28 protein-coding genes and 1 pseudogene are annotated in these 24798 nt (G+C 54.7%); 11 read left to right on the top strand and 18 right to left on the bottom strand.

The features are described 5' to 3' along the window. Nucleotides 1–245: 245 nt before the first annotated feature. The 13 genes and pseudogenes from fliR to fliF form a co-directional block, all read right to left on the bottom strand. Nucleotides 246–1038, bottom strand: a pseudogene (fliR, locus tag ABFV38_RS14000) (flagellar biosynthetic protein FliR); the annotation flags it as partial. Between the two features lie 7 nt (nt 1039–1045). Next, the gene (fliQ, locus tag ABFV38_RS13995; RefSeq protein WP_008500315.1) at nt 1046–1315 is read right to left on the bottom strand and encodes a flagellar biosynthesis protein FliQ; all 270 of its coding nucleotides are present in this window, start codon (nt 1313–1315) and stop codon (nt 1046–1048) included. 9 nt (nt 1316–1324) lie between these two features. After that, complete coding sequence (gene fliP / locus ABFV38_RS13990) at nt 1325–2062, bottom strand: flagellar type III secretion system pore protein FliP (RefSeq protein ID WP_008500316.1); 738 nt, start codon at nt 2060–2062, stop codon at nt 1325–1327. Next, nucleotides 2062–2436 (bottom strand): flagellar biosynthetic protein FliO, encoded by a 375-nt coding sequence (gene fliO, locus ABFV38_RS13985; protein ID WP_348957432.1) that lies wholly within the window; start codon nt 2434–2436, stop codon nt 2062–2064. The genes fliP and fliO overlap by 1 nt, the downstream gene beginning before the upstream one ends. A 2-nt stretch (nt 2437–2438) precedes the next feature. Further along, the gene (fliN, locus tag ABFV38_RS13980; RefSeq protein ID WP_008500318.1) at nt 2439–2852 is read right to left on the bottom strand and encodes a flagellar motor switch protein FliN; all 414 of its coding nucleotides are present in this window, start codon (nt 2850–2852) and stop codon (nt 2439–2441) included. Then, nucleotides 2849–3853 carry a flagellar motor switch protein FliM gene (fliM, locus tag ABFV38_RS13975; protein WP_008500320.1) on the bottom strand — a complete coding sequence of 335 codons (1005 nt, stop codon included), beginning with the start codon at nt 3851–3853 and terminating at the stop codon, nt 2849–2851. The genes fliN and fliM overlap by 4 nt, the downstream gene beginning before the upstream one ends. A gap of 4 nt (nt 3854–3857) precedes the next feature. After that, nucleotides 3858–4328: a flagellar basal body-associated protein FliL gene (gene fliL, locus ABFV38_RS13970; protein ID WP_021241388.1), complete on the bottom strand. Its 471-nt coding sequence runs from the start codon at nt 4326–4328 to the stop codon at nt 3858–3860. Nucleotides 4329–4434: 106 nt separating this feature from the next. Continuing rightward, nucleotides 4435–5667 (bottom strand): flagellar hook length control protein FliK, encoded by a 1233-nt coding sequence (gene fliK / locus ABFV38_RS13965; protein WP_262766028.1) that lies wholly within the window; start codon nt 5665–5667, stop codon nt 4435–4437. Continuing rightward, nucleotides 5664–6107 (bottom strand): flagellar export protein FliJ, encoded by a 444-nt coding sequence (gene fliJ / locus ABFV38_RS13960; protein WP_021241386.1) that lies wholly within the window; start codon nt 6105–6107, stop codon nt 5664–5666. The genes fliK and fliJ overlap by 4 nt, the downstream gene beginning before the upstream one ends. A 21-nt stretch (nt 6108–6128) precedes the next feature. Further along, the gene (fliI, locus tag ABFV38_RS13955) at nt 6129–7499 is read right to left on the bottom strand and encodes a flagellar protein export ATPase FliI (RefSeq protein WP_045908161.1); all 1371 of its coding nucleotides are present in this window, start codon (nt 7497–7499) and stop codon (nt 6129–6131) included. Next, nucleotides 7499–8206: a flagellar assembly protein FliH gene (fliH, locus tag ABFV38_RS13950; RefSeq protein ID WP_045908162.1), complete on the bottom strand. Its 708-nt coding sequence runs from the start codon at nt 8204–8206 to the stop codon at nt 7499–7501. Before fliH ends, fliI begins: the two co-directional genes overlap by 1 nt. Continuing rightward, on the bottom strand, nt 8199–9197 hold the full coding sequence (gene fliG, locus ABFV38_RS13945) for a flagellar motor switch protein FliG (RefSeq protein WP_008500327.1): 999 nt from the start codon (nt 9195–9197) through the stop codon (nt 8199–8201). The genes fliH and fliG overlap by 8 nt, the downstream gene beginning before the upstream one ends. After that, a complete protein-coding gene (gene fliF / locus ABFV38_RS13940; RefSeq protein ID WP_048029395.1) occupies nt 9190–10869 on the bottom strand; it encodes a flagellar basal-body MS-ring/collar protein FliF in 1680 nt (559 codons plus the stop codon). The genes fliG and fliF overlap by 8 nt, the downstream gene beginning before the upstream one ends. Nucleotides 10870–11097: 228 nt before the next feature. Here fliF and fliE point away from each other — a divergent pair, with 228 nt between their 5' ends. Both fliE and yedD read left to right on the top strand, forming a co-directional pair. After that, entirely contained in the window at nt 11098–11412 is a 315-nt protein-coding gene (gene fliE, locus ABFV38_RS13935; protein WP_348957431.1) for a flagellar hook-basal body complex protein FliE, read from the top strand. A gap of 74 nt (nt 11413–11486) precedes the next feature. Beyond that, nucleotides 11487–11900 carry a lipoprotein YedD gene (gene yedD / locus ABFV38_RS13930; protein WP_048029396.1) on the top strand — a complete coding sequence of 138 codons (414 nt, stop codon included), beginning with the start codon at nt 11487–11489 and terminating at the stop codon, nt 11898–11900. Nucleotides 11901–11993: 93 nt separating this feature from the next. On the opposite strand, the gene amyA is transcribed toward yedD, so the two are convergent. From amyA to fliD, 4 genes are read right to left on the bottom strand one after another with little or no spacing between them, the layout of a single operon-like run. After that, nucleotides 11994–13481: an alpha-amylase gene (amyA, locus tag ABFV38_RS13925; RefSeq protein WP_262778455.1), complete on the bottom strand. Its 1488-nt coding sequence runs from the start codon at nt 13479–13481 to the stop codon at nt 11994–11996. Between the two features lie 51 nt (nt 13482–13532). Then, entirely contained in the window at nt 13533–13907 is a 375-nt protein-coding gene (gene fliT / locus ABFV38_RS13920; protein WP_045908165.1) for a flagella biosynthesis regulatory protein FliT, read from the bottom strand. A gap of 5 nt (nt 13908–13912) precedes the next feature. Next, complete coding sequence (gene fliS / locus ABFV38_RS13915) at nt 13913–14317, bottom strand: flagellar export chaperone FliS (protein WP_196351795.1); 405 nt, start codon at nt 14315–14317, stop codon at nt 13913–13915. Between the two features lie 21 nt (nt 14318–14338). Beyond that, the gene (gene fliD, locus ABFV38_RS13910) at nt 14339–15763 is read right to left on the bottom strand and encodes a flagellar filament capping protein FliD (RefSeq protein ID WP_233096248.1); all 1425 of its coding nucleotides are present in this window, start codon (nt 15761–15763) and stop codon (nt 14339–14341) included. A 401-nt stretch (nt 15764–16164) separates the two neighbouring features. On the opposite strand from fliD, the gene ABFV38_RS13905 reads away from it, so the two are divergent. The 9 genes from ABFV38_RS13905 (at nt 16165) to sdiA (ending at nt 24066) form a co-directional block, all read left to right on the top strand. Further along, nucleotides 16165–16980 carry a flagellin gene (locus ABFV38_RS13905; RefSeq protein ID WP_198925388.1) on the top strand — a complete coding sequence of 272 codons (816 nt, stop codon included), beginning with the start codon at nt 16165–16167 and terminating at the stop codon, nt 16978–16980. Between the two features lie 62 nt (nt 16981–17042). Beyond that, nucleotides 17043–18248 (top strand): flagellin lysine-N-methylase, encoded by a 1206-nt coding sequence (gene fliB, locus ABFV38_RS13900; protein ID WP_348957430.1) that lies wholly within the window; start codon nt 17043–17045, stop codon nt 18246–18248. 129 nt (nt 18249–18377) lie between these two features. Further along, nucleotides 18378–19097 (top strand): RNA polymerase sigma factor FliA, encoded by a 720-nt coding sequence (locus tag ABFV38_RS13895; RefSeq protein WP_008500338.1) that lies wholly within the window; start codon nt 18378–18380, stop codon nt 19095–19097. 54 nt (nt 19098–19151) lie between these two features. After that, the gene (gene fliZ / locus ABFV38_RS13890; protein ID WP_008500339.1) at nt 19152–19703 is read left to right on the top strand and encodes a flagella biosynthesis regulatory protein FliZ; all 552 of its coding nucleotides are present in this window, start codon (nt 19152–19154) and stop codon (nt 19701–19703) included. A gap of 86 nt (nt 19704–19789) precedes the next feature. Then, nucleotides 19790–20590, top strand: coding sequence for a cystine ABC transporter substrate-binding protein (tcyJ, locus tag ABFV38_RS13885; RefSeq protein WP_045908169.1), 801 nt, complete (start codon nt 19790–19792; stop codon nt 20588–20590). Between the two features lie 106 nt (nt 20591–20696). Continuing rightward, entirely contained in the window at nt 20697–21683 is a 987-nt protein-coding gene (dcyD, locus tag ABFV38_RS13880) for a D-cysteine desulfhydrase (protein WP_325817899.1), read from the top strand. Between the two features lie 21 nt (nt 21684–21704). Beyond that, nucleotides 21705–22373: a cystine ABC transporter permease gene (gene tcyL, locus ABFV38_RS13875; protein WP_014884380.1), complete on the top strand. Its 669-nt coding sequence runs from the start codon at nt 21705–21707 to the stop codon at nt 22371–22373. Next, nucleotides 22370–23122: an L-cystine ABC transporter ATP-binding protein TcyN gene (tcyN, locus tag ABFV38_RS13870; RefSeq protein ID WP_008500343.1), complete on the top strand. Its 753-nt coding sequence runs from the start codon at nt 22370–22372 to the stop codon at nt 23120–23122. The genes tcyL and tcyN overlap by 4 nt, the downstream gene beginning before the upstream one ends. Nucleotides 23123–23343: 221 nt before the next feature. Beyond that, complete coding sequence (gene sdiA / locus ABFV38_RS13865) at nt 23344–24066, top strand: transcriptional regulator SdiA (protein WP_045908171.1); 723 nt, start codon at nt 23344–23346, stop codon at nt 24064–24066. Between the two features lie 66 nt (nt 24067–24132). Here the strand turns inward: sdiA and ABFV38_RS13860 are convergent, their stop codons facing one another. Next, nucleotides 24133–24357: a DUF2594 family protein gene (locus ABFV38_RS13860; protein WP_008500345.1), complete on the bottom strand. Its 225-nt coding sequence runs from the start codon at nt 24355–24357 to the stop codon at nt 24133–24135. Between the last annotated feature and the right edge of the window lie 441 nt (nt 24358–24798).

The raw sequence follows: 24798 nt of genomic DNA, 5'->3' as shown, positions 1-24798 counted from the left end.
CTGAGAGCTCAAAACAGCCATACGGGATGGAAAAAAATAATAAACCTGTGAGCATGACAAAGACTTTCAGGCGGACTCACTATCCCGTAAAGTTACGTATAATTTGCCAGGAATCTTCTTAAAGTAAAGTAAATATTAAGTATTGTGAGGTGGTTAGAAACAATTAAACCGCGTCAGATATATCCTGGAAGATGTTTTTCGCGTTTTATTTTAGGAATATCCTCAGAAAGACAGTAGCAACAGTGCGGTCTATTATTTACGAGGCAGTTCGCTGACAATATCCGCTAACAGGTTGAATATCTCGCCGAATAAATGTTCACAGAAGGGAGCGATAAGTGGCATCAGTAATGACATTAATAAAATTCCGACCGTCAGCGTCAACGGAAAACCAATGACAAACACCGAAAGCTGCGGCGCCATTCGGTTCAGTAAACCTAATGCCAGGTTGACGGTCAGCAGCAGGGTGATGATCGGCAGCGCCAGCATCAGCCCGTTCAGGAAGATCAGCCCCGCGGCGCGAGTGAGCGCCAGGAAAGCGTTGCTGTTTACCGGATTTTCGCCAATCGGCAGCGTATGGAACGTGTCCACCAGCATGGAGATAAGCCACAGATGGCCGTTGAACGACAGAAACAGCAGCATGGCGAGCAGATCGATAATGCGCGCCAGCACGGGCATGTTGAGATGACTGCCGGGATCGACAAACGTGGCGAACGATAACCCCATCTGCAGGCCAATCAGTTCCCCCGCGGTACGCACGGCGGCAAAAGCGAGCTGCATGGTAAAGCCGACGGCAACGCCAATCATCACCTGCTGCAGGGCGACCCACACCGCATTCGCCGAGAAGATCGGAATATCCACGGGAGGGAGAGACGGTGCGACGATAATGGAGATGATAATCCCCAGCCCCACTTTGACACGCTTGGGTATCGATTTCTCGCTGAGAATGGGGGCGGTGGAGATCAGCGCCATGATGCGCAGCATCGGCCAGAAGTAGACGCCGAGCCACTGAACCCACTGGTCGCTGGTGAAGTGCAGCATCGTCAGGTCAGCCGATGATGTACGGCAGATTGGTAAACAGGTTGCGCATATAGTCCAGCAGCAGGTTCAGCATCCACGGTCCGGCCACGATAATCGCCACGAACACGGCGATGATTTTCGGGATGAACGACAGCGTCATTTCGTTAATCTGCGTGGCGGCCTGCAGAATACTGATAATCAGACCGGTAACCAGCGCGACAAGCAGCAGCGGAGCGGCAACGGCAATCGCGATTTTCATCGCCTCCGTGCCCATCATCATGACCGATTCGGGTGTCATTGCCGTTCCTTAACTGTAGAAACTCTGCGCCAGCGAGCTGACCAAAAGCTGCCAGCCGTCGACCAGTACAAAAAGCATGATCTTAAAGGGCAGGGCGATGGTCGCGGGCGGCACCATCATCATCCCGAGCGCCATCAGGACGCTGGCGATCACCAGGTCGATAATCAGGAACGGAATAAAGATGGTAAAGCCGATCTGGAACGCTGTTTTCAGCTCGCTGGTCACATAGGCGGGCAGCAGAATACGCATGGGTACCGCTTCTGGTCCCTGCAGCTCGCCGGTGTTGGACAGGCGGGCAAAGAGGGCCAAATCCGCTTCGCGCGTCTGGCGCAGCATAAATTCCCGCAGCGGCTGCGCGCCTTTATCCAGCGCTTCCTGCATGGAGATTTTATCTTCGCTGAACGGCTGATAGGCGTCGGTGTAAATCTTATCGATCACCGGCGACATAATGAAAAAGGTCAAAAACAGCGCCAGTCCGAGCAGAACCTGGTTTGGCGGAGCGGAAGGGGTGCCGAGCGCGTTTCGCAGCAGACCAAAAACGATGATGATACGGGTGAAGCTGGTCATCATCAGCAGGATAGCCGGAATAAACGTCAGCGAGGTGATGAACACCAGCGTCTGAACCGGAAGCGACCAGCTTTGGCCGCCGCCTGCGAGAGGGGTTGACACCAGACCGGGCAGTTGCGCATAGACCGCGGGAGCAAACAGGCCAACGCCCGCAAGCGTCAGGGATAACAAACGGCGCATCAGGATCTCCCGGAACGCTTAAGCAAACTCTTCATCACGGACTGGAAATCCGCAGGGGCCTCTGCACGCTCGTCCACCACAGCAGGGGCGGGCGGCAGCTTATGTAATACGCTGATGCTTGACGCCGTGACGCCCAGAACCAGACGCGCATCGTCCACCTCGACGATGACCACGCGTTCACGTGGTCCCAGGGTGGTGCTGGCGCTGACCTTCAGCCCGCGGGCGCCGGCGGTTTTCCCCGCCAGGCCAAAGCGCTTCGCCAGCCAGGCGGCGATAAGAATAAAGGCAATAATACCGAACAACGCCCCGCTCACCTGGAGCAGAGGTGAGCCGGGAACGGCAGAAGGTTGCGATAGTGTTGCCTGGGTTTTCATGCTTAACGGCTCAGACGACGCATACGTTCAGACGGGGTAATGATGTCGGTGATACGTACGCCGTATTTATCGGCTACCACCACCACTTCACCCTGAGCAATCAGATAGCCGTTGATCAGAATATCCAGCGGCTCACCGGCCAGGCCGTCAAGGGCCACCACGGAACCCTGCGTCAGGCGCAGCAGCTCTTTAATGGTCATACGTGTGCGTCCCAGTTCAACGGTCAGCTTAACCGGGATATCCATAATCAGGTCGATGTCCTGCAGCGTGCCGCTGACATCACCGCCGCCGAGCTGCTGGAATACGGCATCCGCTGCGCTTTTGGCCGGGGTCGCTTTTTGCTCGTTTAACGCGTCAGCCCACAGATCGTCCAGTGCTCCGCTGTTTTCATCGGACGGATTGTTCATGTCACTCATTTGGGCTGTTCCTCATTCAGCGAATTCAAAATCGGGTTGATCAAGTGCTCAACGCGTAACGCATACTGACCGTTAATCGTGCCGTACTGGCTTGTCAGCACGGGGACACCATCCACATGGGCAATAATGCGGTCGGGTTTTTCTATCGGCAAAACATCACCGGGTTGTAATTTCAGGATCTGAGATAACCGCAGCGGGATATCGGCGAAGCTCGCCACCAGCTCAAGCTGCGAATGCTGGACCTGGCGGACCAGGTTTTCACGCCAGTTCTGGTCTTCGTTGCGGGAGTTCTCCAGCGGCGGGTTAACCAGCAGCTCGCGCAGCGGTTCGATCATGCTGAACGGCAGGCAGATGTTGAACTCGCCGGTCAGGTTACCGATCTCCACGTGGAACGGGGTGTTCACGACGATATCGTTCGGGGAGGTGGTGATATTGGTAAATTTCACCTGCATCTCAGAACGGACGTACTCCACTTCCAGCGGGTTAATCGCTTTCCACGCGTCGCTGTAGGACTCCAGCGCCAGCTTCAGCATGCGGTTAATGACGCGCTGTTCGGTGTGGGTGAATTCGCGACCTTCTACTTTGGTCGGGAAACGCCCGTCGCCGCCGAACAGGTTATCCACCGCTATGAACACCAGGCTTGGGGAAAACACCACCAGACCGGTGCCGCGCAGCGGCTTCAGATGAATCAGGTTAAGGTTGGTTGGCACCGGCAGGTTGCGGGCAAACTCATGATACGGCTGAATGCGGATCGCACCGACCGTGATATCCGGGCTACGACGCAGCAGGTTAAACAGCCCCATACGGAACTGACGTGCAAAACGTTCGTTAATGATCTCCAGCGCCTGCAGACGTTCACGTACCACGCGACGCTGGGTATTCGGGTCATAGGGACGAATATCGCTATCGCCGCCGATACCCGGTTGCGGATCATCACTTTTATCGCTGTCGCCGTTGAGCAGCGCATCGATTTCTGCCTGAGAAAGAATACTGTCGCCCATGTCGTTACCGCAGAATGAAGGCTGTATACAGAACGTCAGTGACTTCCTGCTTAGGTTGGCCGTTTACCAGCGGGGTCGCCAGCGTTTGTTTAATGGCGTCGACCAGTTTTTGCTTACCCACATCGGTGGCCAGCGCCGAAGCGTCCTGACGAGAGAACAGCAGCAGAAGGCGGCTACGCACCTCCGGAAGATAATCATTCAGACGCGCGCGCGTGGCTTCATCCTTCAGGCGCAGCGTAATACCGACGTACAGCACACGATCCGCGTCACCGAGATTCACGGTGAAGGTGTCCAGAGGGAAAAATACCGGCGCCGGTGGCGGTGCAGGTTCGGCTTTGGCCGCAGCGGTCGAAGGTTCCTGCTGCATACGCCAGTAACTATAGCCCGCGGTAGCGCAGGCGGCGAGCGTGATCAACACCAGCAGCGGGATCCAGATGGAACGCTTACTTTTTTTGGTGATAGCGGAGTCAGTCATCTGATACGAGCTTCCTGTTTCGGTACAGCTTAATAAGGTGATTATCCCGTGTCCTGCTGTCGTCAAAGCGTGGAAAAGACGGGGATAATCACGCTACCTCTGGCGTTTAGGCGAAGATGTCTACGGCACTGTTACCGCGCGCGGCGGATTGCAGGGCGGCAGGAACGGGCAGTAGTTCATCGCTCTCTTCATTAAAACCGCCGGTGTTGCCGGAACGCGAAGCCTGGTGCTGCTGCTGGGATGAGGACTGCTGCTGTCCGGCAAAGCTCTCGCTGCTGACGCTGCTCTGCGCAAGCTGAATGCCGTTTTCTGCCAGCGAGGTTCGCAGTACCGGCAGCGCGGCTTCCAGCGCCGCACGGACATGGCTGTGCGCAGAGACCATCTGCAACTGCGCCTGGTTATCATCCAGCTTAAGCGAAATTTGTACCTGACCCAGATCTTCCGGGTGCAGACGCAGCTCGGCCGTCTGCTGGCCCTGTTTGGTGAACAGGGTGATGTGCTGGCTCAGGGACTGCTGCCATTCATGCGTGCCCAGAGGCTGGCTTAACACCGGCGCGGGAGCAACGGTGGCGGCCGTCTGACTGGTTGCATGGCTGGACATAATTGGTGCCAGGGTAGCTGTCGGCGATGATGAAGAGGAGGCGCTGGCGAGCTCCTGCTTCTCTGCGGTTGCGGCCACGACCGGCGTGGCCGGCGCGTTGCCCGACAGGGCCGGGTCGCTGTTTTTCGCCTGGCTCTGATAAGGCGCAGCACTCTGCGCTTTATCATGGCTTCCCGGAAGCGCGTTCAGGGACGGTTGGCCCGCGCCGTTTTGCGCAAGCGCCGCTGTACTCAGCGTTGCGGTGGCGGAAACGCCGTCACTGCCAGCTACGCGAGAGGCGGTAGTTTGCTGGTGCGGCAGCATCGCCATCAGGGCGCTCAATCCGGCCAGCTCCTCTTCGCTCAGCTCGCTTTTACCGTCATCTTTGCTGTTCGCGGCATTGATCGTCTTCAGTGCGTCACCTTTAGACAGCGGCACCAGTCCGGAAACCAGCGTATCAAGCGAGGTGACGGGCGCCGTTTCATCGCCATTCAGCGCGGTTTGGCGCGAGAGCAGGTCGGCAATTTTGGCCTGAAGGGTGGTATCCCCTTTGGCGTCCTGAGCAACGTGGGACAGCTTGCTGCCGGCGGCTTTCAGGTCAGCCAGGGTCAGTGGTGCATCTTTGCCCTTGCCCGTCGCGTCCGACAGGGCGCCCGCGAGCAGCGCGAGAAAGTCCTGTGCACCGTCGGTGCCTTTCCCCGTCTGCGTACCGCCTGACAGGTCGCTGTCGCTCATCAGCAGTTGTTGCAGTGTGATCATTCCGGTTTCCTCATTGATGCGCGCTGGGCAAACTCATCCATTTTTTTCTGATCCAGACGGTTTTCCGCCAGGGTCGTTGCCGCAATCTGTCGGTCCTGTAAGGTCTGCCAGGCCTGCAGTCGCTGTTTCTTCTCGCGCCAGAAATTCAGCGCGGTATCGACTTTCTGGGTCCACTGGTGAAGCTGCTGGCGATGCTGATCTATCGCCTTCTCCAGCGTCTGGATAAACTGCTGATAGTTAATCCAGCGCTGGCTTCCAATGCCCTGTGTCATATCGGTATTGAGGTTGGTGCGATATTCATGCTGATAGTCGATTAACATCTTCAACTGTTCTTCAGCCTGCTGGCACCCGCGTCGCATTGCGCCAAGCTGCAATGCGGCATCATCAACTTCTTTTTCAGCCAGATCTTTCAGCGTTGATAACGCGCTGTTTTGCGCCATGACCTTCGCCCTCCACCTGTGTTACACCTGCGGGAAAATCAGCTCCAGTGCCTGAATTGAATCTTCCCAGTTGGCACGTTCAAAAATGCCTTGTTGCAAAAATGCCTCCAGCTGCGGCCACAAGGTAATCGCTTTGTCGAGCATCGGGTCGCTGCCTTTGGCATACGCCCCCACGCTGACCAGATCGCGGTTGCGCTGGAAGCTGGAGAGGAGTTGTTTAAAGTTACGCACGCGGGCGTAGTGCTTCTCGGTTATCAGCGCCGTCATTGCGCGGCTGATAGAGGCTTCAATATCAATTGCCGGATAGTGTCCGGCTTCGGCGAGACGACGCGACAGCACAATATGGCCGTCAAGGATCGCGCGCGCGGAGTCGGCAATCGGATCCTGCTGGTCATCGCCTTCGGTCAGCACCGTATAGAACGCGGTGATGGAGCCGCCGCCGCTGATGCCGTTCCCCGCACGTTCCACCAGGGCAGGGAGTTTGGCGAAGACCGAAGGTGGGTAGCCTTTGGTCGCCGGTGGCTCACCGATAGCCAGCGCAATTTCACGCTGTGCCATCGCGTAGCGGGTCAGCGAATCCATGATCAGCAGCACGTGCTTGCCGCGGTCACGAAAATCTTCGGCGATGCGGGTGGCATACGCTGCCCCCTGCATACGCAGTAACGGCGACACGTCCGCCGGTGCGGCAATGACCACCGAGCGGGCACGGCCTTCCGCACCCAGAATGTTTTCAATGAAATCTTTAACTTCGCGACCACGTTCGCCGATCAGGCCCACAACGATAACGTCCGCCTGGGTATAGCGCGCCATCATGCCGAGCAGAACGGATTTACCCACGCCTGACCCGGCGAACAGGCCCATACGTTGTCCGCGTCCCACGGTCAGCAGGGCGTTAATCGGGCGTACGCCGGTATCGAGCACATGCTCGATAGGGGTTCGCTGCAGGGGGTTAAACGGCTGGGTGATTAATGCGCCGGTTTCGGTGGTGTCCGGCGAGGGCAGCCCGTCGAGCGGCTTCCCGCTGCCGTCCAGCACGCGACCCAGCAGGGCAGGACCAAGCGGCAGCTGTTTCCCGCTTTGCAGCCCATCGCCAGAGGTGTTTTTGGCATACACGCGCGCGCCGGGCAGAATGCCTTCCACCTCTTCAAGCGGCATCAGGAACAGGCGCTGGCCGTTGAACCCGACCACTTCGCTCTCAACTTCACGCGTTTCCAGACCGTCCTGACGCTCGATCACGCAGGTCGCGCCCAGCGGCAGCTGCAGGCCGGTGGCCTCCAGTACCAGACCGGTGGCGCGCGTCAGTCGCCCATAACGACGAACAGAGGGCAGTTGCGCCATCTTCGTCTCAAAATTGTCGAGCGTGGTGAGCCAGCGGGTGAGGCGTGCGGTCATCAGACGACTCCCGGTGCCGCCAGGCGGCACAGTTCCTGCCAGCGGGTGGCGACGCTGGCATCCAGATCGCCTTCATCGGCTGAGACTTTGCAGCCGCCGTGATGTAACGACGGATCGCCGCGCAAACGCCAGCCGTGCAGGTTTAGCGTCGCGCCCAGGCTCTCTTCCACGCGCTGCAGGTCGTCCGGATGGACGCGCAGCTGCGGCTTACCGCTGAACAGCGGCTCCTGCTGCAGCAGGCCCTGAATTTGTTTGATCAGCGCCGTGTTATCCACCACGGGCGTCTGGCCGATTACCTGACGCGCGGCTTCCAGCGCCATCTGCATCAGTCGCGAGGCAATCACGCTGTCCAGCGCGTCCAGCGTGTGCTGAAACTCGCTGACCAGCTGCTGCATGCGGGCATGGATCGGCGCCTGCTGCTGGCGCGCCTGATCGATACCGTGCTCTAACCCTTTTGACAGGCCTTCCTGATACCCCAGCTCGTGGCCTTTCTGCCGGCCTTCGTTCAGACCGGCATTGTAGCCCTGCTCGTGCGCCTGCATTTGCAGCTGAGCCAGCATCTGTGCTTGCTGCTCTTCTTCGCTTAGCTCAGGCTGTTCGACGTCCGGGTCAAGCTCCTCGGTCGGGATCACGGCTGGCGTGAACTCGGAGAGGGGAGGGGCCAAATCGTCCGGCGTCCAACGCTTCCACGGCAGCTCATTAGACATAGGTGTCGTCTCCGCTGCCAATCACCATCTCGCCGGTTTCCGCCAGACGACGAACAATAAGCAGAATAGCTTTCTGTTCGTTTTCCACCTGAGACAGACGAACCGGGCCGCGGTTGGCAAGGTCGTCGCGCAGGATATCGGCCGCACGCTGAGACATGTTGCGCAGGAACTTCTCGCGCAGCGGCTGCTCGGCGCCTTTGAGGGCGATAAGCAGCGACTCGGAATCCACTTCCTGGAGCAGGCGCTGGATGCTGCGGTCGTCCACTTCGACGAGGTTTTCGAACAGGAACATCTCGTCGATGATTTTCTGTGCCAGCTCGCCGTCGAATTCGCGAACCGCCGTAATGACGGCCTCTTCCTGCTGCGTTTTCATCAGGTTGATGATTTCCGCCGCCGTTCTCACGCCGCCCATTTTGCTGCGCTTGAGGTTCTGGCCGTCGAGCAGGTTGTTCAGCACCTCGGTCAGCTCCGCCAGCGCGGCAGGCTGGACGCCGCCGAAGGTGGCGATACGCAGCATCACATCGTGACGAAGGCGCTCTTCGAACAGCGCCAGAATATCGGCCGCCTGACCACGTTTGAGGTGGACAAGGATGGTGGCGATAATCTGCGGGTGCTCGTCGCGAATAAGGTCGGCGGCACTCTGCGGTTCCATAAAGTTGAGCGTTTCGATACCGCTGGCGGTATCGCGCGTTTCCAGAATATCTTCCAGCAGGCTGGCGGCACGCTCTTCGCCCAGCGCCTTGACCAGCACGGAGCGCAGGTAGTCGTTGGCGTTGACGTTCAGCGCGGCAAACTGTTCGGCTTCCTGCTCAAACTCCGACAGCACTTCGGTCAGCTGTTTATTGGAGATTTGACGCACGTTGGCCATCGCCGCACTGAGAATCTGTACCTCTCGCTGGGAGAGGTGTTTAAACACCTCTGCTGCGCGATCTTCGCCAATGGTCATCAGCAGGATGACGCTTTTATCGGTGCCCGTAAGCGTATTACTCATGTTCGTTACCCATCCACTGGCGGATGACCAGCGCCACGACGCGCGGATCGTTATCTGACATTTCGCGAATGCGCTGGCTCATCACCTCGGCACCCATGCGCTGGTTAGCACGGCGCTGCTGCATCTGTTCATCTTTACTGAGGCGAACTTCAACCGCTTCTTCCGTTTCCTGACGCGCATTCATCTGCTCGCGAGCCGCTTTTTCAGCTTCAGCACGGCGCTGGAGCTGTGGACGAACGCCCTTACGCCACAGCAGCCACGCGACAATCAGCACCAGCAGCCAGCGTCCTGCGGACATCAACTGGTCGATAAACGCCTGCTGTTGCCAGAACGGCAGTTCACCGCCGGTCTCTTCAACCGAGTTGAACGGTGAGTTCACCACGTTGAGGGTATCGCCGCGCTTCTCGGAGTAACCCATCGCTTCGCGGGTCAGGTTTTCAATCTGCTTCATCTGCTCGGCGGTCAACGGCAACGGTTTGCCATCCGCCAGCGTTTTGTAGTTCACCACTACCGCAACGGAGAGACGCTGAATATCGCCCACGTTCAGTTTAGTGTGACGAATCGTTCTATCCACTTCGTAGTTCGTGGTTTCGTTACGGCTGGTGTTTCGTGGGCCGCTGTTATTCGCCGTAGAGGTGGTCTGCTGATTATTTTGCTGACCGTTCTGCTGATTGGCCGGCGGCGTAGAGATCGGCGCCGCGTTTGCCGGGGCAGGCTGGTTAGACAGCGCGCCCGGCACGCCGCCCGGGTAGGCACCGCCAACCTGCTCGCTGGAGTTGATTTGACGCGAACGCATGACCGCCTGAGCCGCATCGCCGTTCGGGCTGTACTGCTCTTCGGTTTGTTCTTTATTCGAGAAGTCGATCTGCGCGGTGACCTGCGCGTGCACGTTGCTGTTGCCCACTACCGGGCCGAGGATCGCTTCGATACGACGCTGGAGACGGCTTTCAACATCGGCGGCATATTTCAGCTGCGCGTCATTCAGATCGCGACCGGCGGTGTTGGATTGCGTCAGCAGGTGACCGCTCTGGTCAACCAGCGTCACGTTACCCGGCGGCAGACCGGCCACGGCGCTGGAGACGAGATGCGTCACCGCGCTGATTTGCCCTTCGTCCAGCGCGCGGCCAGGCTCAAGGTTCACGGTCACGGAAGCCGAAGGCGATTTCTGTTCGCGGACAAATAAGGAAGGTTTAGGCATCGCCAGGTGCACGCGGGCGCTCTTCACCGGGCCTAATGTTTCAATGGTGCGGGCCAGTTCACCTTCCAGCGCACGCTGGTAGTTCACCTGCTCGCTGAACTGGCTGATACCGAATTTTTCCTGATCCAGCAGCTCAAAGCCTACCGCGCCGCCTTTTGGCAGCCCCTGCTGGGCCAGGCGCAGACGCAGTTCGTGCACCTTATCTGCCGGGACCTCCAGCGCACCGCCATTATCGGCAAATCGATAAGGGATGTTCATCTGGGTCAGCTGGGTGACGATGGCGCCGCCATCCTGATCGGAAAGGTTACTGTAGAGCGTCCGGTAATCAGGGCTTTTCGCCCACAGGACCATCGCTACAAGGATCGCAATTGCGGCAGCGCCTGCCACGATCAACGGGATTTTAGGATTCGCGCGAAGGCGGTTCATCCACTCGAGTGATTTATTCTGCGGCGCTGTCGATGCTGTTGCACTCATTGCGCACCTCTTAAATCCTGGTGGTTTACGTTATTCGTGTAGAGAAACAAAACTGACTCCCGGGTCGGCAAACACGACAAAAGTTCCATATTGATGGCCCTGCCATTATTTGATGATTCGTGATTTTCTATGCGTCAAATAACCTGGTTTTTTTATGCTATTTACCGCCATTATCTTATTGACAAGCTGTTAGTCTTGACCGCGTAAAAAACCATCCAGGGGAGAGTCATGGCTATACAGGGCATTGAAGGGGTAATCAGTCAGTTGCAGGCAACGGCGATGTCGGCCCGTAACCAGAATGTTGCAGATCAGCAGCCGAGCATCAGCTTTGCAGGGCAACTGCATGCCGCTCTTGACCGTATCAGTGATACCCAGACCGCAGCGCGCACTCAGGCTGAGAAGTTCACCCTCGGCGAGCCGGGCGTGGCGCTAAATGATGTGATGACCGATTTGCAAAAAGCCTCGGTTTCCCTGCAGATGGGGATCCAGGTGCGTAACAAGCTGGTGTCGGCCTATCAGGAAGTGATGGGCATGCAGGTCTAAGACCTGTCGATCTTCGCTGGCAGCCGCAGCGCTTTAATGCCACAATATTTTTTTCTTCGAATGCAGGAAAGATGATGAAAAAAATAGCAATTGCTGGCGCGCTGCTGGCACTGACCGGGTGCGTTCAGGTCGATAATTATAACGACGTGATTAAGCATCCTGTCCCGGCGCATCTGGCGGGATACTGGCAGTCGAAAGGGCCGCAGAGCAACATGGTCAGCCCTGAAGCGATTGCCACGCTGGTGGTGACGGAAGAGGGCGATACGCTGGACTGCCGTCAGTGGCAGCGCGTGATTGCCGTGCCGGGTAAAATCATGCTGCGTTCAGACAGTTATTACAACGTGACGCGTAAGCTGGATATCTATCCGCTGGAGCGCGATGGCTCGACGCTTGAGTACGACGGGCTGGAGTTGCAGAAGGTCGATCGCCCAACGGTTGAGTGTGCCGATTACCTGAGCAAGAATCCGCTGGCGAGTAAACTACCGTAGCCGTTTGTTGCCGGGTGGCGGCTTCGCCTCACCCGGCCTACAAAAGTACCGTCCCGTAGGCCGGGTAAGCGTCAGCGCCACCCGGCATTGTTTCTACAACGCATCCTCAATCACCCACACGCTGACGCTTCCGCCTTTGCAGGTAAACGTTCCTTCGCCATCTGCCGCCGTGGTGACCGTTTCTTCGCGATTGCCGAGAAAATCACGCCACGTTTTGTTGCCGTAGTTTTCCCCCAGGCAAATTACCTTCTCTCCGTCGTCGCCGTTCGACATCACCACCACGCAGCCGGGATCGTCTTCCGTACCGCTGCGGCTGAAGGCGATGCAGTTAGGATGGTCAAAAAACAGCGTCTGCACGCCGTGGGCAAAACGCTGACGCGCGAGGATCAGCTCGTGGAGCTGCTCAATCACAGGCATATCAATATGGTATGTTTCTCCGTCTCCACCCGTATCGTCATAGCTTGCACCAAAAAGGTCCGGATAAAAGACGCTCGGCACGCCATTTTCCCGCAGCAGGATCAGCGCATACGCCAGCGGTTTAAACCAGGCTTCGACCGGGGCTTCCAGCGCCTGCAAAGGCTGGGTGTCATGGTTCGCGACGAGAGTCACCGCATGAAACGGATCGGCTTCCACCAGCGTGCCGGTGAAGATTTGGCTCATGTCGTAATCCCGACCCTGACGTGACGCCTCGTGGAATTTCATCTGCAGGGGGGCATCAAACAGCATGGTTTTGCCTTCGACCTGGTTAATATAGGCCTGAAGCTTATCCACCTCGTGGGACCAGTATTCCGCCACGATAAACAGCGGCTGGTCGGCCACTTCCTGGACGTGCTCAATCCACTCTTTGTAGAACCAGGCGGGAATATGCTTGACGGCGTCCAGACGAAAACCGTCGCAGCCCGTTTGTTCCATGACCCAGCGGGCCCAGTATTTGATCTCCTCGGTGACGGCGTGATTGCGAAAGTCGATATTTTCGCCCATCAGATAGTCGAAATTACCCATCTCATCATCAACCTGATCGTTCCAGCCTTCGCCGGTGTAGTCGTTGACGATTTTAAAGATGCCGTCTTCATCGGGGTTTTCAATGTGGTCGACGCCGCTGAAGCATTTGTAGTCCCAGATGAACTGGGAATATTGCCCGGCGCGGGCAGGGAAGGTATAGCGGGTCCAGGCTTCACACTCGATGACCTCATCATCGATTTGCGTGCGATCCTGCTCGTTCACGCGCTGAACGCGCACAGGCTCTTTTTCATCGGCACCCATTTTGTGGTTGACCACCACGTCCAGCAGCACGGCAATGTCGTTGCGCTTGAGGGCGTCGATGGCCTCCAGCAGCTGCGCTTTGTCACCGTATTTGGTGGCGATACTGCCTTTCTGGTCAAACTCGCCCAGATCGAACAGGTCATAGGAGTCATAGCCGACAGAATACCCGCCTGACGCGCCTTTATAGGCGGGCGGTAGCCAGATCATGTTAATGCCGATTTCGTTAAGATTGGGTGCTAACGCCGTGACCTCTCGCCACAATTCACCGCCAGCAGGGTAGTACCAGTGAAAACATTGTAACAGGGTGGGGTTTTTCATCATCCTTGCTCCAGAAGCCATTGGCAGACTTCTGGAGTATGGATGAAGAAATCATAGTTGTGTGTCGCGGGTAAAACTTTCTGGATAAAGAATATTCCCTGACAGCTTTCCATAGGTAGACGTGATGGATTGCTGTTTGCCGGTTTGATCGATCAGACTGCGCAGTTCGTCCATGCGGACTTTCAGCAGCGCCTTAAGCGCATTTTCATTTTCAAGGATCATTTCCAGCAGCGCACGCGCTTGCTCAACCTGAGCCGGAGGGCATGACATGATGGGCGTTTGAGAAATCCTTTCCACCAGTTGTACGTAATGCATTTCCTGCTCGATAAGCGCATCCCATTGACCAGAATGTGCGAGATTTAGCATAGCAATGCTCTGAGCATGTAACGCCTGCCAGTGGCTAAGCGCTGCGCTGGGATTATTCATCAAAATTATCCTGAAATAGAGGACGCATTGGGGCCGATTTGCTTCCACGCATCCGCAATGTTGTTTAATAAACCCTCGACTTCAACAATTGCGTCTACGTCATTACTGACATTTGCCAGTAACAAACGTCGAACCATATATTCGTACAAGGAGGCAAGGTTACCGGACAACTCGCTCTCAACCTCCATGTTCAGTCCTGCTTTTAAACCGTTATCGATGATGTTGATGGCTTTGGATAACGCTTCGCCTTTCTCACGAATTTGTCCGGCTTCCAGGAACAAACGCGCGCGAACAAGGGCGCTATGCGCCCCGTCGAACAACATGACAATCAGCTGGTGTGGACTGGCATTCATCACTGCGCTTTCGACTCCTATCTGCTGATAGGATTGAACACCAGAGGTCTTATACATTTCCACTCCTCAATGCGACGACTATTTTTGTGAGAACTGTTGGGTCAGGTAGTTGGCTGTACTGGTCATTTTGGTGACTAATACGTCCAGGCTGGTGAACTGGGTTTTGTAACGTGCCATGGTGGCTTCAATTTGGGCATCCATGGCATCGTAGCGTTCGCCCAGGGTTTTCAGCGTTTTGTTGATCCCATCTTTCGCGTTCTGGATCACCCCGGCGCTGCCGGTACTGGTGCTGAGCATGGTATCCAGTGTTTTACTCATCTGGGTGGCCATGCCGGTTGTTTTTCCGTCGCCGACAAAGTACTGCTGTACGGCGTTCGGGTTATCGGTAAGCGCTTTTTTCAGCTTATCGGTATCCACTTTTAGGTTACCGATAGTGCCGTCCGATCCTTTTACCGGGTCCTGGGTAATCCCCAGTTGGGCCATGATCTGAACCGAGCCGGCCTGCACTTCGGTCAGCAGACCGCGCAGTTGAGACTGGATCCCACGCACGTTAGCATCACCGACCAGCGCGCCGTTGCTGGTAGACTGGCTGCCGGAGCCTGCATCGACCGGCACATATTTCGTCAGGCTGTTAATGGTGGACTGCAGCGAGTTGTACGCCGTGACCCAGTCTGTAATCGCCTTCTGGTTTGCATCCGTTGCGCGCGAAACCTCAAGGGTTTCATCGGCTTTGCTTTCGGCCTTCACCGAGAAGGTGACGCCAGGCAGCGCATCGGTAATGGTATTCGATTGACGCTCGATAGAGATGTTGTTCACCACCACAATCGCGTTCTGTGCGTCGGTGTTCACCGTCAGCGCGCCCGTTTTGGTGGTTGAGTCGTAGCCAATGGCGCTTTGCAGCTTGGCGTCGCCAGTGACGCTGACGGTCATCGCACCATCGGTACCGGTGGTTTTTGATGACAGCATCAGGCGGTAATCACCGTCTTTCGCTTTAATGACGCTAGCGGTAACGTTGCCGTTCGCTTTATTAATGGCGCTCGCGATCCCGGCCAGCGACGTATCGCCATCGGCCAGCGTGACCTCTAAAGGCGTTTTCGTGCCCGGCTGGGTGATGGTGATTTTACGCGTCGTCCCTGTCGTATCGCCGAGCAGATCCGTGTTGTTTGCATAGGAGCCGGTAGTGAGCGCCTGTGCTTTTGCAACCTGGTTGACGTTAACCACAAAGGAACCCACGGACGCATCAGCTGTCGTCGTGGCGGTAAAGGCCGTGTTGGTGCTGCTCACGGACGTTGAGTTCCAGGTGGTGGCTTTACCCAGTGCAGCGGTGGCAGTCTGCAGCGATGTCATGGCGCTCTGCAGCTTGCCGTAAGCGCTTAACTGTGCGTTATACGTTGATTGCTGGGAAGTAATCGTCGTCAGCTTGGTTTTCTCTGCCGCTTCCAACTGATTATATAAATCCCCGAGTCCTGCAGAACCTATCCCGAGGTTACTGATAGTAGCCATGCATATTTTCCTTAAAATACGAAAGTAGTTCAGGACTCTTATCGGCCTCTTAACGTAAAAGTTTACGATGGTGAGAAAAAAATAATCCAAAGAATAGGCACGTCCTGGCGGGGTAAATGAAAGGATTGCACTTTAGGATCATTATCACTGCATTGAAAACACGAATAAGTGTGTGCCTTTTTTGTCATCTCTTTGCGCGTTAAAAAAGCGTAAATAATAACGCGTTGACGGACCTTAATTGATTTTTTAAAAATAAAGCTGTTAATAATCAGTTAGTTGTAATTTTTTCAAAATTGATTCTAAAGTCTTTTGGGGACCCGTCGATAACCTTGTTGACGGTGAGAGACGCTGTGAGTGTTAGGCACCGGACCTAAAACCCAATTTTTGAAGGAAACAAAATTATGGCAGTTATCAATACTAACCTGTTGTCCCTGACCACTCAGAACAACCTGAACAAATCTCAGTCTTCTCTGGGCACTGCTATCGAGCGTCTGTCTTCCGGTCTGCGTATCAACAGCGCGAAAGACGATGCCGCTGGTCAGGCGATTGCAAACCGCATGACCTCCCAGATTAAAGGCATGAACCAGGCTGCACGTAACGCCAACGACGGTATCTCCATGGCGCAGACTGCTGAAGGTTCTCTGAACGAAATCAACAGCAACCTGCAGCGTGTTCGTGAACTGGCTGTTCAGGCAAAAAACGGCACCAACAGCGCATCTGACCTGGCCTCTCTGCAGGATGAAGTAAAAGCACGTCTGGATGAAATCGACCGTGTTGCGGGCAAAACTGACTTCAACGGCATCAAACTGCTGGACGGTACTGCTGGTGCAGTTAAAATTCAGGTTGGTGTAAACGACGGCGACACCATCGATCTGGACCTGAGCGGTGCTAAAGCTGACTCTACTACTCTGGGCGTGAACGCTATCGACCTGAAAGCATTGGCTGGTACTGAACTGGATACCATTGACAAAGCTATCGCTAAAGTTGATACCGCTCGTTCAGGCCTGGGTGCTGTGCAGAACCGCTTCACTTCTGCAATCAACAACCTGAACAACACCTCTAACAACCTGTCTGCTGCTCAGTCCCGTATCCAGGACGCTGACTACGCAACTGAAGTTTCCAACATGTCTCGCGCGCAGATCCTGCAACAGGCTGGTACTTCTGTTCTGTCTCAGGCAAACCAGGTTCCACAGACTGTTCTGTCTCTGCTGCGTTAATTTTACGCACGAAACCCCGCTTCGGCGGGGTTTTTTTATCTCTGCTATTTGAGAATCCGCCTGTGAAACAAATCAGTGTCACTCAACCAAAGCTGGTCGCAGATTTTTCATGTGTCGGTGGGGAATGCCGTGAACATTGTTGTCAGGGCTGGACCATCGCATTTGATAAATCCTCCGTTAATCGCTATCTGAACAGTAAAAATGCCGCCATTCGTCACACGGCGAAAACGGCGATAAAAGTTACCAAAAAACAGTATGGCCACTGGGGCGAAGTGATTTTCCATACGGAAAGTAAAAACTGTCCGTTTATGGATACGGAAAAACTCTGTTCTATTCACAGCGCCATGGGCGCGCAGGCCTTAAGCCCAACCTGTTCGTCGTTTCCACGGACAAACCGGGTCTATAAAAATGAAATCGAAAAATCATTGAATCTCTCTTGTCCGGAAGTCACCCGACTTCTGTTGAACGATCGGGAGTCTATGTCGATGATGGAATCGGTCATTGTCCAGCAGGACGTCAATACTGCGCCGATGATTGATTTAAAGGCAAAAGTCATCAATCTCTTCTGCCAGAATATATTCAGCGTTGAGGACGTTAGCGTTGAAGAACAGGTTTACGCCGTGGTGAAGTTCCTCATGGTGGCTGAAAAACTCGAAAACCTGGAAGAAAATATCGGCACGCTCGAAACGGTTTATTTCTCGCTGGTTAACGAACTGGTGAGCGGTAAAATCAAGACGGAGCTGGGCGGATTTAATCAGAACTACAGCCTGAAATTCGCGTTAATTTCGCTCATCCAGAGTTACTTTACGAAGAAAGCGACGGCCCGCGGTGGTGCGGTGTTAAACCACTATTTTACCCAGCTTTATCAACAGTTCGAATCTGTCGGTGATGCCGTACCGGCAGAGAAGGTCATGGAGAACATCGAGTCCGTCTGGCGCGATGTGGCGGGCAGTTACCTGGCGACCAATGACCACTTATTTAAGAACTTTTTTAAATACAAACTCTGGGAGCAGGGCTTCCCGCAGAGCAACGGTCGCAGCATGTTGAATAATCTTTATTTAATCGTTGCGGAGTACTATTTCCTGAAAACGTTACTTGCCGGTCAGGCTATCGTGGCGGGGAAAATTGAACAAGATAATATCATTGATGTTATTTACAGCTTCCACTCGCTAAGCCAGCATAATCAGGAAGCGGGAAAGCTCTTTCATCAACATATAGATAGCGTCAAACTGGGCGACGATCTTTCATTGTTACAACTGTTAATTTAGGCAGAAAAGTTGCCCCTGTTGTGGGCAACCTCAGAATAACCTCACTTTATCCCCCTTTTTCATCCAATTGAACGCCCTGCAGAATCGGATAATCATGCCGATAACTCAACTAACGCAGGGCTGTTTATCGTGAATTCACTCTATACCGCTGAAGGTGTAATGGATAAACACTCGCTGTGGCAGCGTTATGTCCCGCTGGTGCGTCACGAAGCATTGCGCCTCCAGGTGCGCTTGCCGGCGAGCGTGGAACTCGACGATCTGCTACAGGCGGGCGGTATCGGGTTATTGAATGCAGTTGACCGATACGACGCTCTGCAAGGAACGGCATTTACGACTTACGCAGTTCAGCGTATTCGTGGTGCGATGCTGGACGAGCTGCGCAGCCGTGACTGGGTGCCGCGCAGTGTTCGCCGCAACGCACGCGAAGTGGCGCATGCGATGGGGCAGCTGGAACAGGAACTGGGACGCAACGCAACGGAAACTGAAGTGGCGGATCGTCTTGGCATTGCTGTTGAAGAGTATCGTCAGATGTTGCTCGATACCAATAATAGCCAACTCTTCTCTTATGACGAGTGGCGAGAAGAGCATGGCGATAGCATCGAGCTGGTGACGGATGAGCATCAGCAAGAAAACCCGTTACACCATTTAATGGAAGGGAATTTACGCCAGCGCGTCATGGAAGCTATTGAAGCTCTGCCTGAACGCGAACAGCTGGTATTGACCCTTTATTACCAGGAAGAGCTTAACCTCAAAGAGATTGGCGCTGTTCTGGAGGTGGGAGAGTCTCGGGTGAGCCAGCTGCACAGCCAGGCCATTAAACGCTTACGAACCAAGCTGGGTAAGTTATAGGTGATTGATTCACCTTAAAAATGCCGCACAACGTATTGACAACCAGGAGTTATCATGACGGTGCAGCAATCTAAAAGACGGCCTTTAAGCCGCTACCTGAAAGACTTTAAACACAGCCAGACGCATTGCGCCCACTGTAACAAGTTACTCGATCGTATCACGCTGGTTCGCCGTGGCGAAATCGTCAATAAGATCGCGATTTCGCGCCTCGACACGTTGATGGACGAAGCAGCATGGCTCGAAGAGCAAAAAGAGTGGGTGGCGCTTTGCCGTTTCTGTGGCGATCTCCACTGCAAAGAGCAAAGCGACTTCTTCGACATTATCGGCTTCAAGCAGTTCCTGTTTGAACAAACGGAGATGAGCCACGGCACCGTTCGCGAATACGTGGTTCGCCTGCGCCGCCTCGGGCAGCATCTGACCGTGAACAACATTTCCCGCGATCTGCTGAAAACCGGTTATCTGGACGAGAACCTGGAGCCGTGGCTGCCTGCGACCAGCACCAACAACTACCGAATTGCGCTGCGCAAGTATGCACAATATAAGGTACAAATGCCGGGTGCCATAAAGCAGAAAGCCCACGCCGGAACAACTTCTGATATATATTAAAAAAGAATAAGATGTAGCGCAGTCGCCTTTGACGTTGCAGGCGATTTCTCTACACTACGTAAAAATTCCACTATATCGGGGTATTTATGAAATTTGCACTTCTGGGTCGTCAGGCGCTGATGGGTGTTATGGCCGTTGCGCTGGTTGCAGGCATGAGCGTGAAAACGTTCGCCGCAGAAAACCTGCTGAATAAAGTGAAAGAGCGCGGTACGCTGCTGGTCGGGCTGGAAGGAACCTATCCTCCGTTCAGCTTCCAGGGCGATGACGGTAAGCTGACCGGTTTTGAAGTGGAGTTTGCTGAAGAGCTGGCGAAACACCTCGGCGTGAAAGCGTCCCTGAAACCGACCAAATGGGACGGTATGCTGGCGTCGCTGGATTCGAAACGTATTGATGTGGTCATCAACCAGGTCACCATTTCTGACGAGCGTAAGAAGAAGTATGACTTCTCCACCCCGTATACCGTATCCGGTATTCAGGCGCTGGTGAAGAAAGGCAACGAAGGTGGGATTAAAACCGCCGCGGACCTGAAAGGGAAGAAAGTCGGTGTCGGTCTGGGAACCAACTACGAAGAGTGGCTGCGCCAGAACGTGCAGGGCGTAGATATCCGTACCTATGATGATGACCCGACGAAATACCAGGATCTGCGCGTGGGCCGTATCGACGCCATTCTGGTTGACCGCCTGGCGGCGCTGGATCTGGTGAAGAAAACCAACAACACCCTGGCGGTCGCGGGTGATGCGTTCTCTCGTCAGGAATCCGGTGTGGCTGTTCGTAAAGGTAACGAAGACCTGGTGAAAGCGATTGATGCGGCGATTGCGGATATGCAAAAAGACGGCAGCCTGAAAGCGCTTTCCGAGAAGTGGTTCGGGGCAGACGTCACGAAATAAGTTTCGGACGTAAAAAAAGGCGCTTTTAAAAGCGCCTTTTTTATTTCTTACGCGTCTGCGTGCATAATGAAAAATATCACATTTTGTCAGAGTTACCGGAGCATCCATGTCACTACAGAATTTAACGCGCTTTCCTCGCCTGGAGTTTATCGGCGCGCCGACGCCGCTGGAGTATCTGCCGCGATTTTCTGATTATTTAGGGCGCGATATTTTTATTAAGCGTGATGACGTGACGCCCATGGCGATGGGGGGCAACAAGCTGCGCAAGCTGGAGTTTCTGGCGGCGGACGCCCTGCGCGAAGGCGCGGATACGCTCATTACTGCCGGGGCAATCCAGTCCAACCACGTTCGCCAGACGGCGGCCGTAGCGGCGAAACTTGGGCTCCACTGCGTGGCGTTGCTGGAAAACCCGATTGGCACGCGGGCTGAAAACTATCTCACCAACGGTAACCGCCTGCTGCTGGATCTGTTTAACGTGCAGGTTGAGATGGTTGACGCGCTGACCGATCCGAGCGCCCAGCTTGATGAGCTGGCGACGCGTCTGGAAGCGCAGGGGTTCCGCCCCTACGTTATCCCCGTCGGCGGGTCGAATGCGCTGGGTGCGCTGGGGTATGTGGAAAGCGCGCTGGAGATCGCGCAGCAGTGCGAGGGCGCGGTGAGTCTTTCCTCCGTGGTGGTCGCGTCCGGCAGTGCGGGCACCCATGCCGGGCTGGCGGTGGGGCTGGAGCAACTGCTGCCGGACGTCGAACTGATTGGCGTGACGGTGTCCCGCAGCGTCGCGGATCAGAAGCCAAAAGTGGTTACGTTACAGCAGGCGGTCGCAGAGCAGCTGGAGCTGAAGGCAAAGGCCGATATTCTGCTCTGGGATGACTATTTTGCGCCGGGTTACGGCACGCCGAACGAAGAGGGAATGGAAGCGGTGAAACTGCTGGCGCGCCTCGAGGGCATACTGCTCGATCCGGTCTATACCGGCAAAGCGATGGCCGGACTGATCGACGGCATTGCGCAAAAACGCTTTAAGGATGAAGGGCCGATTTTATTTGTCCATACCGGCGGAGCGCCTGCGCTGTTTGCCTACCATCCTCATGTCTAAAAATCAGGTCGAAAAATAATAATGCAAGAAAGTATTCAACTGGTTATTGATTCTCTGCCGTATCTGCTGAAAGGTGCGGTATTTACGTTACAGCTTAGTATCGGCGGGATGTTCTTTGGGCTGGTTCTGGGATTTGTGCTGGCCTTGATGCGCATGTCGCCCATCCTGCCGGTGCGCTGGCTGGCGCGCTTTTATATCTCCGTGTTTCGCGGTACGCCGCTTATCGCCCAGCTCTTTATGATCTACTACGGCTTACCGCAGTTTGGTATCGAGCTGGATCCTATCCCGGCAGCGATGATTGGCCTGTCGCTCAATACCGCGGCGTACACCTCCGAAACCCTGCGTGCGGCCATCTCCTCTATTGACAAAGGGCAGTGGGAAGCGGCGGCCAGTATCGGGATGACGCCCTGGCAGACGCTGCGCCGCGCCATTCTGCCGCAGGCTGCGCGCGTAGCGCTTCCGCCGCTCAGCAACAGCTTTATCAGCCTGGTGAAAGATACCTCCCTGGCGGCAACGATTCAGGTTCCGGAGCTTTTCCGTCAGGCACAGCTCATCACCTCCCGTACGCTTGAGGTTTTTACCATGTATCTGGCCGCCTCGCTGATTTACTGGGTGATGGCGACCGTGCTCTCTGCTCTGCAAAACTATTTCGAAAACCAGCTTAACCGCCAGGAGCGTGATCCAAAATGAGTGCAATTGACGTCAAAAACCTGGTGAAGAAATTCCACGGTCAAACGGTGCTCCATGGGATCGATCTGGAGGTCGAGCAGGGCGAAGTGGTGGCGATTATCGGTCCGAGCGGTTCGGGAAAGACGACGCTGCTGCGCAGCATTAACCTGCTTGAACAGCCGGAAGGCGGTACTATCCGTGTCGGGGAGATAACGATTGATACCGGGAAATCCATCAGCCAGCAGAAAGGGTTGATTCGCCGCCTGCGCCAGCATGTCGGCTTTGTTTTCCAGAACTTCAATCTTTTCCCACATCGTACGGTGCTGGAGAACATCATTGAAGGGCCGGTTATCGTTAAAGGTGAGCCCAAAGAGGAAGCGACGGCGCGCGCTCGTGAACTGCTCGCCAAAGTTGGGCTGGCGGGAAAAGAGACCAGCTATCCGCGTCGCCTGTCTGGCGGCCAACAGCAGCGCGTGGCGATAGCGCGTGCGCTGGCGATGCGCCCGGACGTGATCCTGTTTGATGAGCCGACCTCTGCGCTCGATCCGGAACTGGTGGGCGAGGTGCTGAACACCATTCGCCAACTGGCACAGGAGAAACGTACGATGGTGATCGTGACCCATGAAATGAGCTTTGCGCGCGATGTCGCTGACAGAGCCATCTTCATGGATCAGGGGCGGATTGTGGAGCAGGGGCCAGCGAAAAGCCTGTTTGCTAACCCGCAACAGCCGCGAACCCGTCAATTCCTTGAAAAATTCCTTATGCAGTAGCATTTTTGCACGCATTTGCTCCAGAAATTTACTCTGGAGCAAATTATTCTCCCTCTGCATGAGGTCCCCTGTTTTTTTATTCTATCCGGCTCGGATAAACCTTATCGATAGTAAAGTTAATTGTGCTATTGCCGATATTTTGTGGTTAGAAAAAAGTTTTCTGTGTTAGCTTATATTCACCATAATAATGATTATCTGTTCAGAGGCTTCATTTAGTAAGTATGAAGGATTTAGACTTTTTCACCTGGCGACGGGAATGCTCCCTCCGGTTTCAGGAATTGACCTGTGCCGCCGAGGTATATCAGGAGCTGGAGCGACAAACTCAGGCGCTGGAATTCGATTATTATGCGCTCTGTGTGCGCCATCCCGTGCCATTTACGCGCCCTAAGATCTCCCTGCATACCACTTACCCAAAGCTGTGGATGGCGCAATATCAATCCGCGAACTATTTCGCGATCGATCCGGTTTTAAAACCGGAGAATTTCATTCAGGGGCATCTCCCCTGGACAGACGCATTATTCGCTGAGGCGCAGGAATTATGGCATAGCGCCCAGGACCACGGTTTACGCGCCGGAATAACGCAGTGCCTGATGCTGCCGAATCATGCGCTCGGCTTCCTGTCTGTTTCTCGTAGTCGCGTACAGGAAGGGCCATTAGCCCATGAGGAAATAGAACTGCGGTTGCAAATGCTGGTGCAAATGGCCTTAACCTCTCTGATGCGTTTTGACCATGAGATGGTCATGCCGCCCGAAATGAAATTCAGCAAGCGCGAGCGTGAAATTCTGAAATGGACTGCGGAAGGGAAGACGTCAGCGGAAATAGCGATCATCCTCTCGATCTCAGAGAATACCGTTAACTTCCATCAGAAGAATATGCAGAAGAAATTTAACGCGCCCAATAAGACTCAGATCGCGTGCTACGCGGCGGCAACGGGACTGATCTGACTCCGTAAAACGTTCTGCGTGACAGACGAGCAAACGGCTGAATGCACTGCATCCAGCCGTTTTTTGTTACTGGCGGTAGGCTTGCTTGATTTGCTTAACGGTGTTAGCAAATACCGCTGATTCAGCCTGGTCTTCCATCTCCGCGATTTGTTTTTCCATTTTAATGATCACACGGCCGGCATCAGCCTGGCCCATCGCCTGCAGCATCAGCGTCAGCAGTGCCTTCAGGCAGTTTACTTCCTGTGCCAGTTCCTGGTTATTCTCCGCAGTGGCAAATTCAGGTGTGCTCATTTATTTTCCTCATTATTAAACGGCGCTAGAGCGCGACGACGAAAGTCAAGGCGGCGGAGTATACCACAAGCTAACGCAAAAAATGCAGCGGTTGTTTTTCGTACTTTTACGCGGGTGTTTAATTGCGTAAACAGAACGTACCGGTAAACTCAACCGGGTTAATGACTATTAATTGTTTAGGTCGGGTCCGCTTGCCGTTAATTATTGTTACAAAAAGTTGATCCCTGTTTTTGTGCAGGTTAAGCCAGCACGTTTTTTTGTAACTTTTTGAATACAGATGATTAAAAAAAGCCGCAAGAGCCCTAAAAACACGGGCTCTCTTTCCACCGCCTGTACAGGCTAATTTCCAAAAACGAGAGCAAAATCGAATAGCCGGTTTTTTAACGTTTTAATCTTGTCATGAAAACCGTTAATATAAACCAAATTATCACTCAGTAGCGT

Origin of the sequence: Enterobacter cloacae complex sp. Mu1197 (genome assembly GCF_040059225.1) — a bacterium.
Taxonomy (GTDB): domain Bacteria; phylum Pseudomonadota; class Gammaproteobacteria; order Enterobacterales; family Enterobacteriaceae; genus Enterobacter; species Enterobacter quasiroggenkampii.
Note: the sequence above shows the minus strand (reverse complement) of the source record. Positions and strands in the feature narration are given on the sequence as shown.

Excerpts from the sequence above, each read along its gene's own strand:
- fliQ (WP_008500315.1), bottom strand. The coding sequence starts at position 1,315 with ATGACACCCGAATCGGTCATGATGATGGGCACGGAGGCGATGAAAATC.
- fliP (WP_008500316.1), bottom strand. The coding sequence starts at position 2,062 with ATGCGCCGTTTGTTATCCCTGACGCTTGCGGGCGTTGGCCTGTTTGCT.
- fliO (WP_348957432.1), bottom strand. The coding sequence starts at position 2,436 with ATGAAAACCCAGGCAACACTATCGCAACCTTCTGCCGTTCCCGGCTCA.
- fliN (WP_008500318.1), bottom strand. The coding sequence starts at position 2,852 with ATGAGTGACATGAACAATCCGTCCGATGAAAACAGCGGAGCACTGGAC.
- fliM (WP_008500320.1), bottom strand. The coding sequence starts at position 3,853 with ATGGGCGACAGTATTCTTTCTCAGGCAGAAATCGATGCGCTGCTCAAC.
- fliL (WP_021241388.1), bottom strand. The coding sequence starts at position 4,328 with ATGACTGACTCCGCTATCACCAAAAAAAGTAAGCGTTCCATCTGGATC.
- fliK (WP_262766028.1), bottom strand. The coding sequence starts at position 5,667 with ATGATCACACTGCAACAACTGCTGATGAGCGACAGCGACCTGTCAGGC.
- fliJ (WP_021241386.1), bottom strand. The coding sequence starts at position 6,107 with ATGGCGCAAAACAGCGCGTTATCAACGCTGAAAGATCTGGCTGAAAAA.
- fliI (WP_045908161.1), bottom strand. The coding sequence starts at position 7,499 with ATGACCGCACGCCTCACCCGCTGGCTCACCACGCTCGACAATTTTGAG.
- fliH (WP_045908162.1), bottom strand. The coding sequence starts at position 8,206 with ATGTCTAATGAGCTGCCGTGGAAGCGTTGGACGCCGGACGATTTGGCC.
- fliG (WP_008500327.1), bottom strand. The coding sequence starts at position 9,197 with ATGAGTAATACGCTTACGGGCACCGATAAAAGCGTCATCCTGCTGATG.
- fliF (WP_048029395.1), bottom strand. The coding sequence starts at position 10,869 with ATGAGTGCAACAGCATCGACAGCGCCGCAGAATAAATCACTCGAGTGG.
- fliE (WP_348957431.1), top strand. The coding sequence starts at position 11,098 with ATGGCTATACAGGGCATTGAAGGGGTAATCAGTCAGTTGCAGGCAACG.
- yedD (WP_048029396.1), top strand. The coding sequence starts at position 11,487 with ATGAAAAAAATAGCAATTGCTGGCGCGCTGCTGGCACTGACCGGGTGC.
- amyA (WP_262778455.1), bottom strand. The coding sequence starts at position 13,481 with ATGAAAAACCCCACCCTGTTACAATGTTTTCACTGGTACTACCCTGCT.
- fliT (WP_045908165.1), bottom strand. The coding sequence starts at position 13,907 with ATGAATAATCCCAGCGCAGCGCTTAGCCACTGGCAGGCGTTACATGCT.
- fliS (WP_196351795.1), bottom strand. The coding sequence starts at position 14,317 with ATGTATAAGACCTCTGGTGTTCAATCCTATCAGCAGATAGGAGTCGAA.
- fliD (WP_233096248.1), bottom strand. The coding sequence starts at position 15,763 with ATGGCTACTATCAGTAACCTCGGGATAGGTTCTGCAGGACTCGGGGAT.
- ABFV38_RS13905 (WP_198925388.1), top strand. The coding sequence starts at position 16,165 with ATGGCAGTTATCAATACTAACCTGTTGTCCCTGACCACTCAGAACAAC.
- fliZ (WP_008500339.1), top strand. The coding sequence starts at position 19,152 with ATGACGGTGCAGCAATCTAAAAGACGGCCTTTAAGCCGCTACCTGAAA.
- tcyJ (WP_045908169.1), top strand. The coding sequence starts at position 19,790 with ATGAAATTTGCACTTCTGGGTCGTCAGGCGCTGATGGGTGTTATGGCC.
- dcyD (WP_325817899.1), top strand. The coding sequence starts at position 20,697 with ATGTCACTACAGAATTTAACGCGCTTTCCTCGCCTGGAGTTTATCGGC.
- tcyL (WP_014884380.1), top strand. The coding sequence starts at position 21,705 with ATGCAAGAAAGTATTCAACTGGTTATTGATTCTCTGCCGTATCTGCTG.
- tcyN (WP_008500343.1), top strand. The coding sequence starts at position 22,370 with ATGAGTGCAATTGACGTCAAAAACCTGGTGAAGAAATTCCACGGTCAA.
- sdiA (WP_045908171.1), top strand. The coding sequence starts at position 23,344 with ATGAAGGATTTAGACTTTTTCACCTGGCGACGGGAATGCTCCCTCCGG.
- ABFV38_RS13860 (WP_008500345.1), bottom strand. The coding sequence starts at position 24,357 with ATGAGCACACCTGAATTTGCCACTGCGGAGAATAACCAGGAACTGGCA.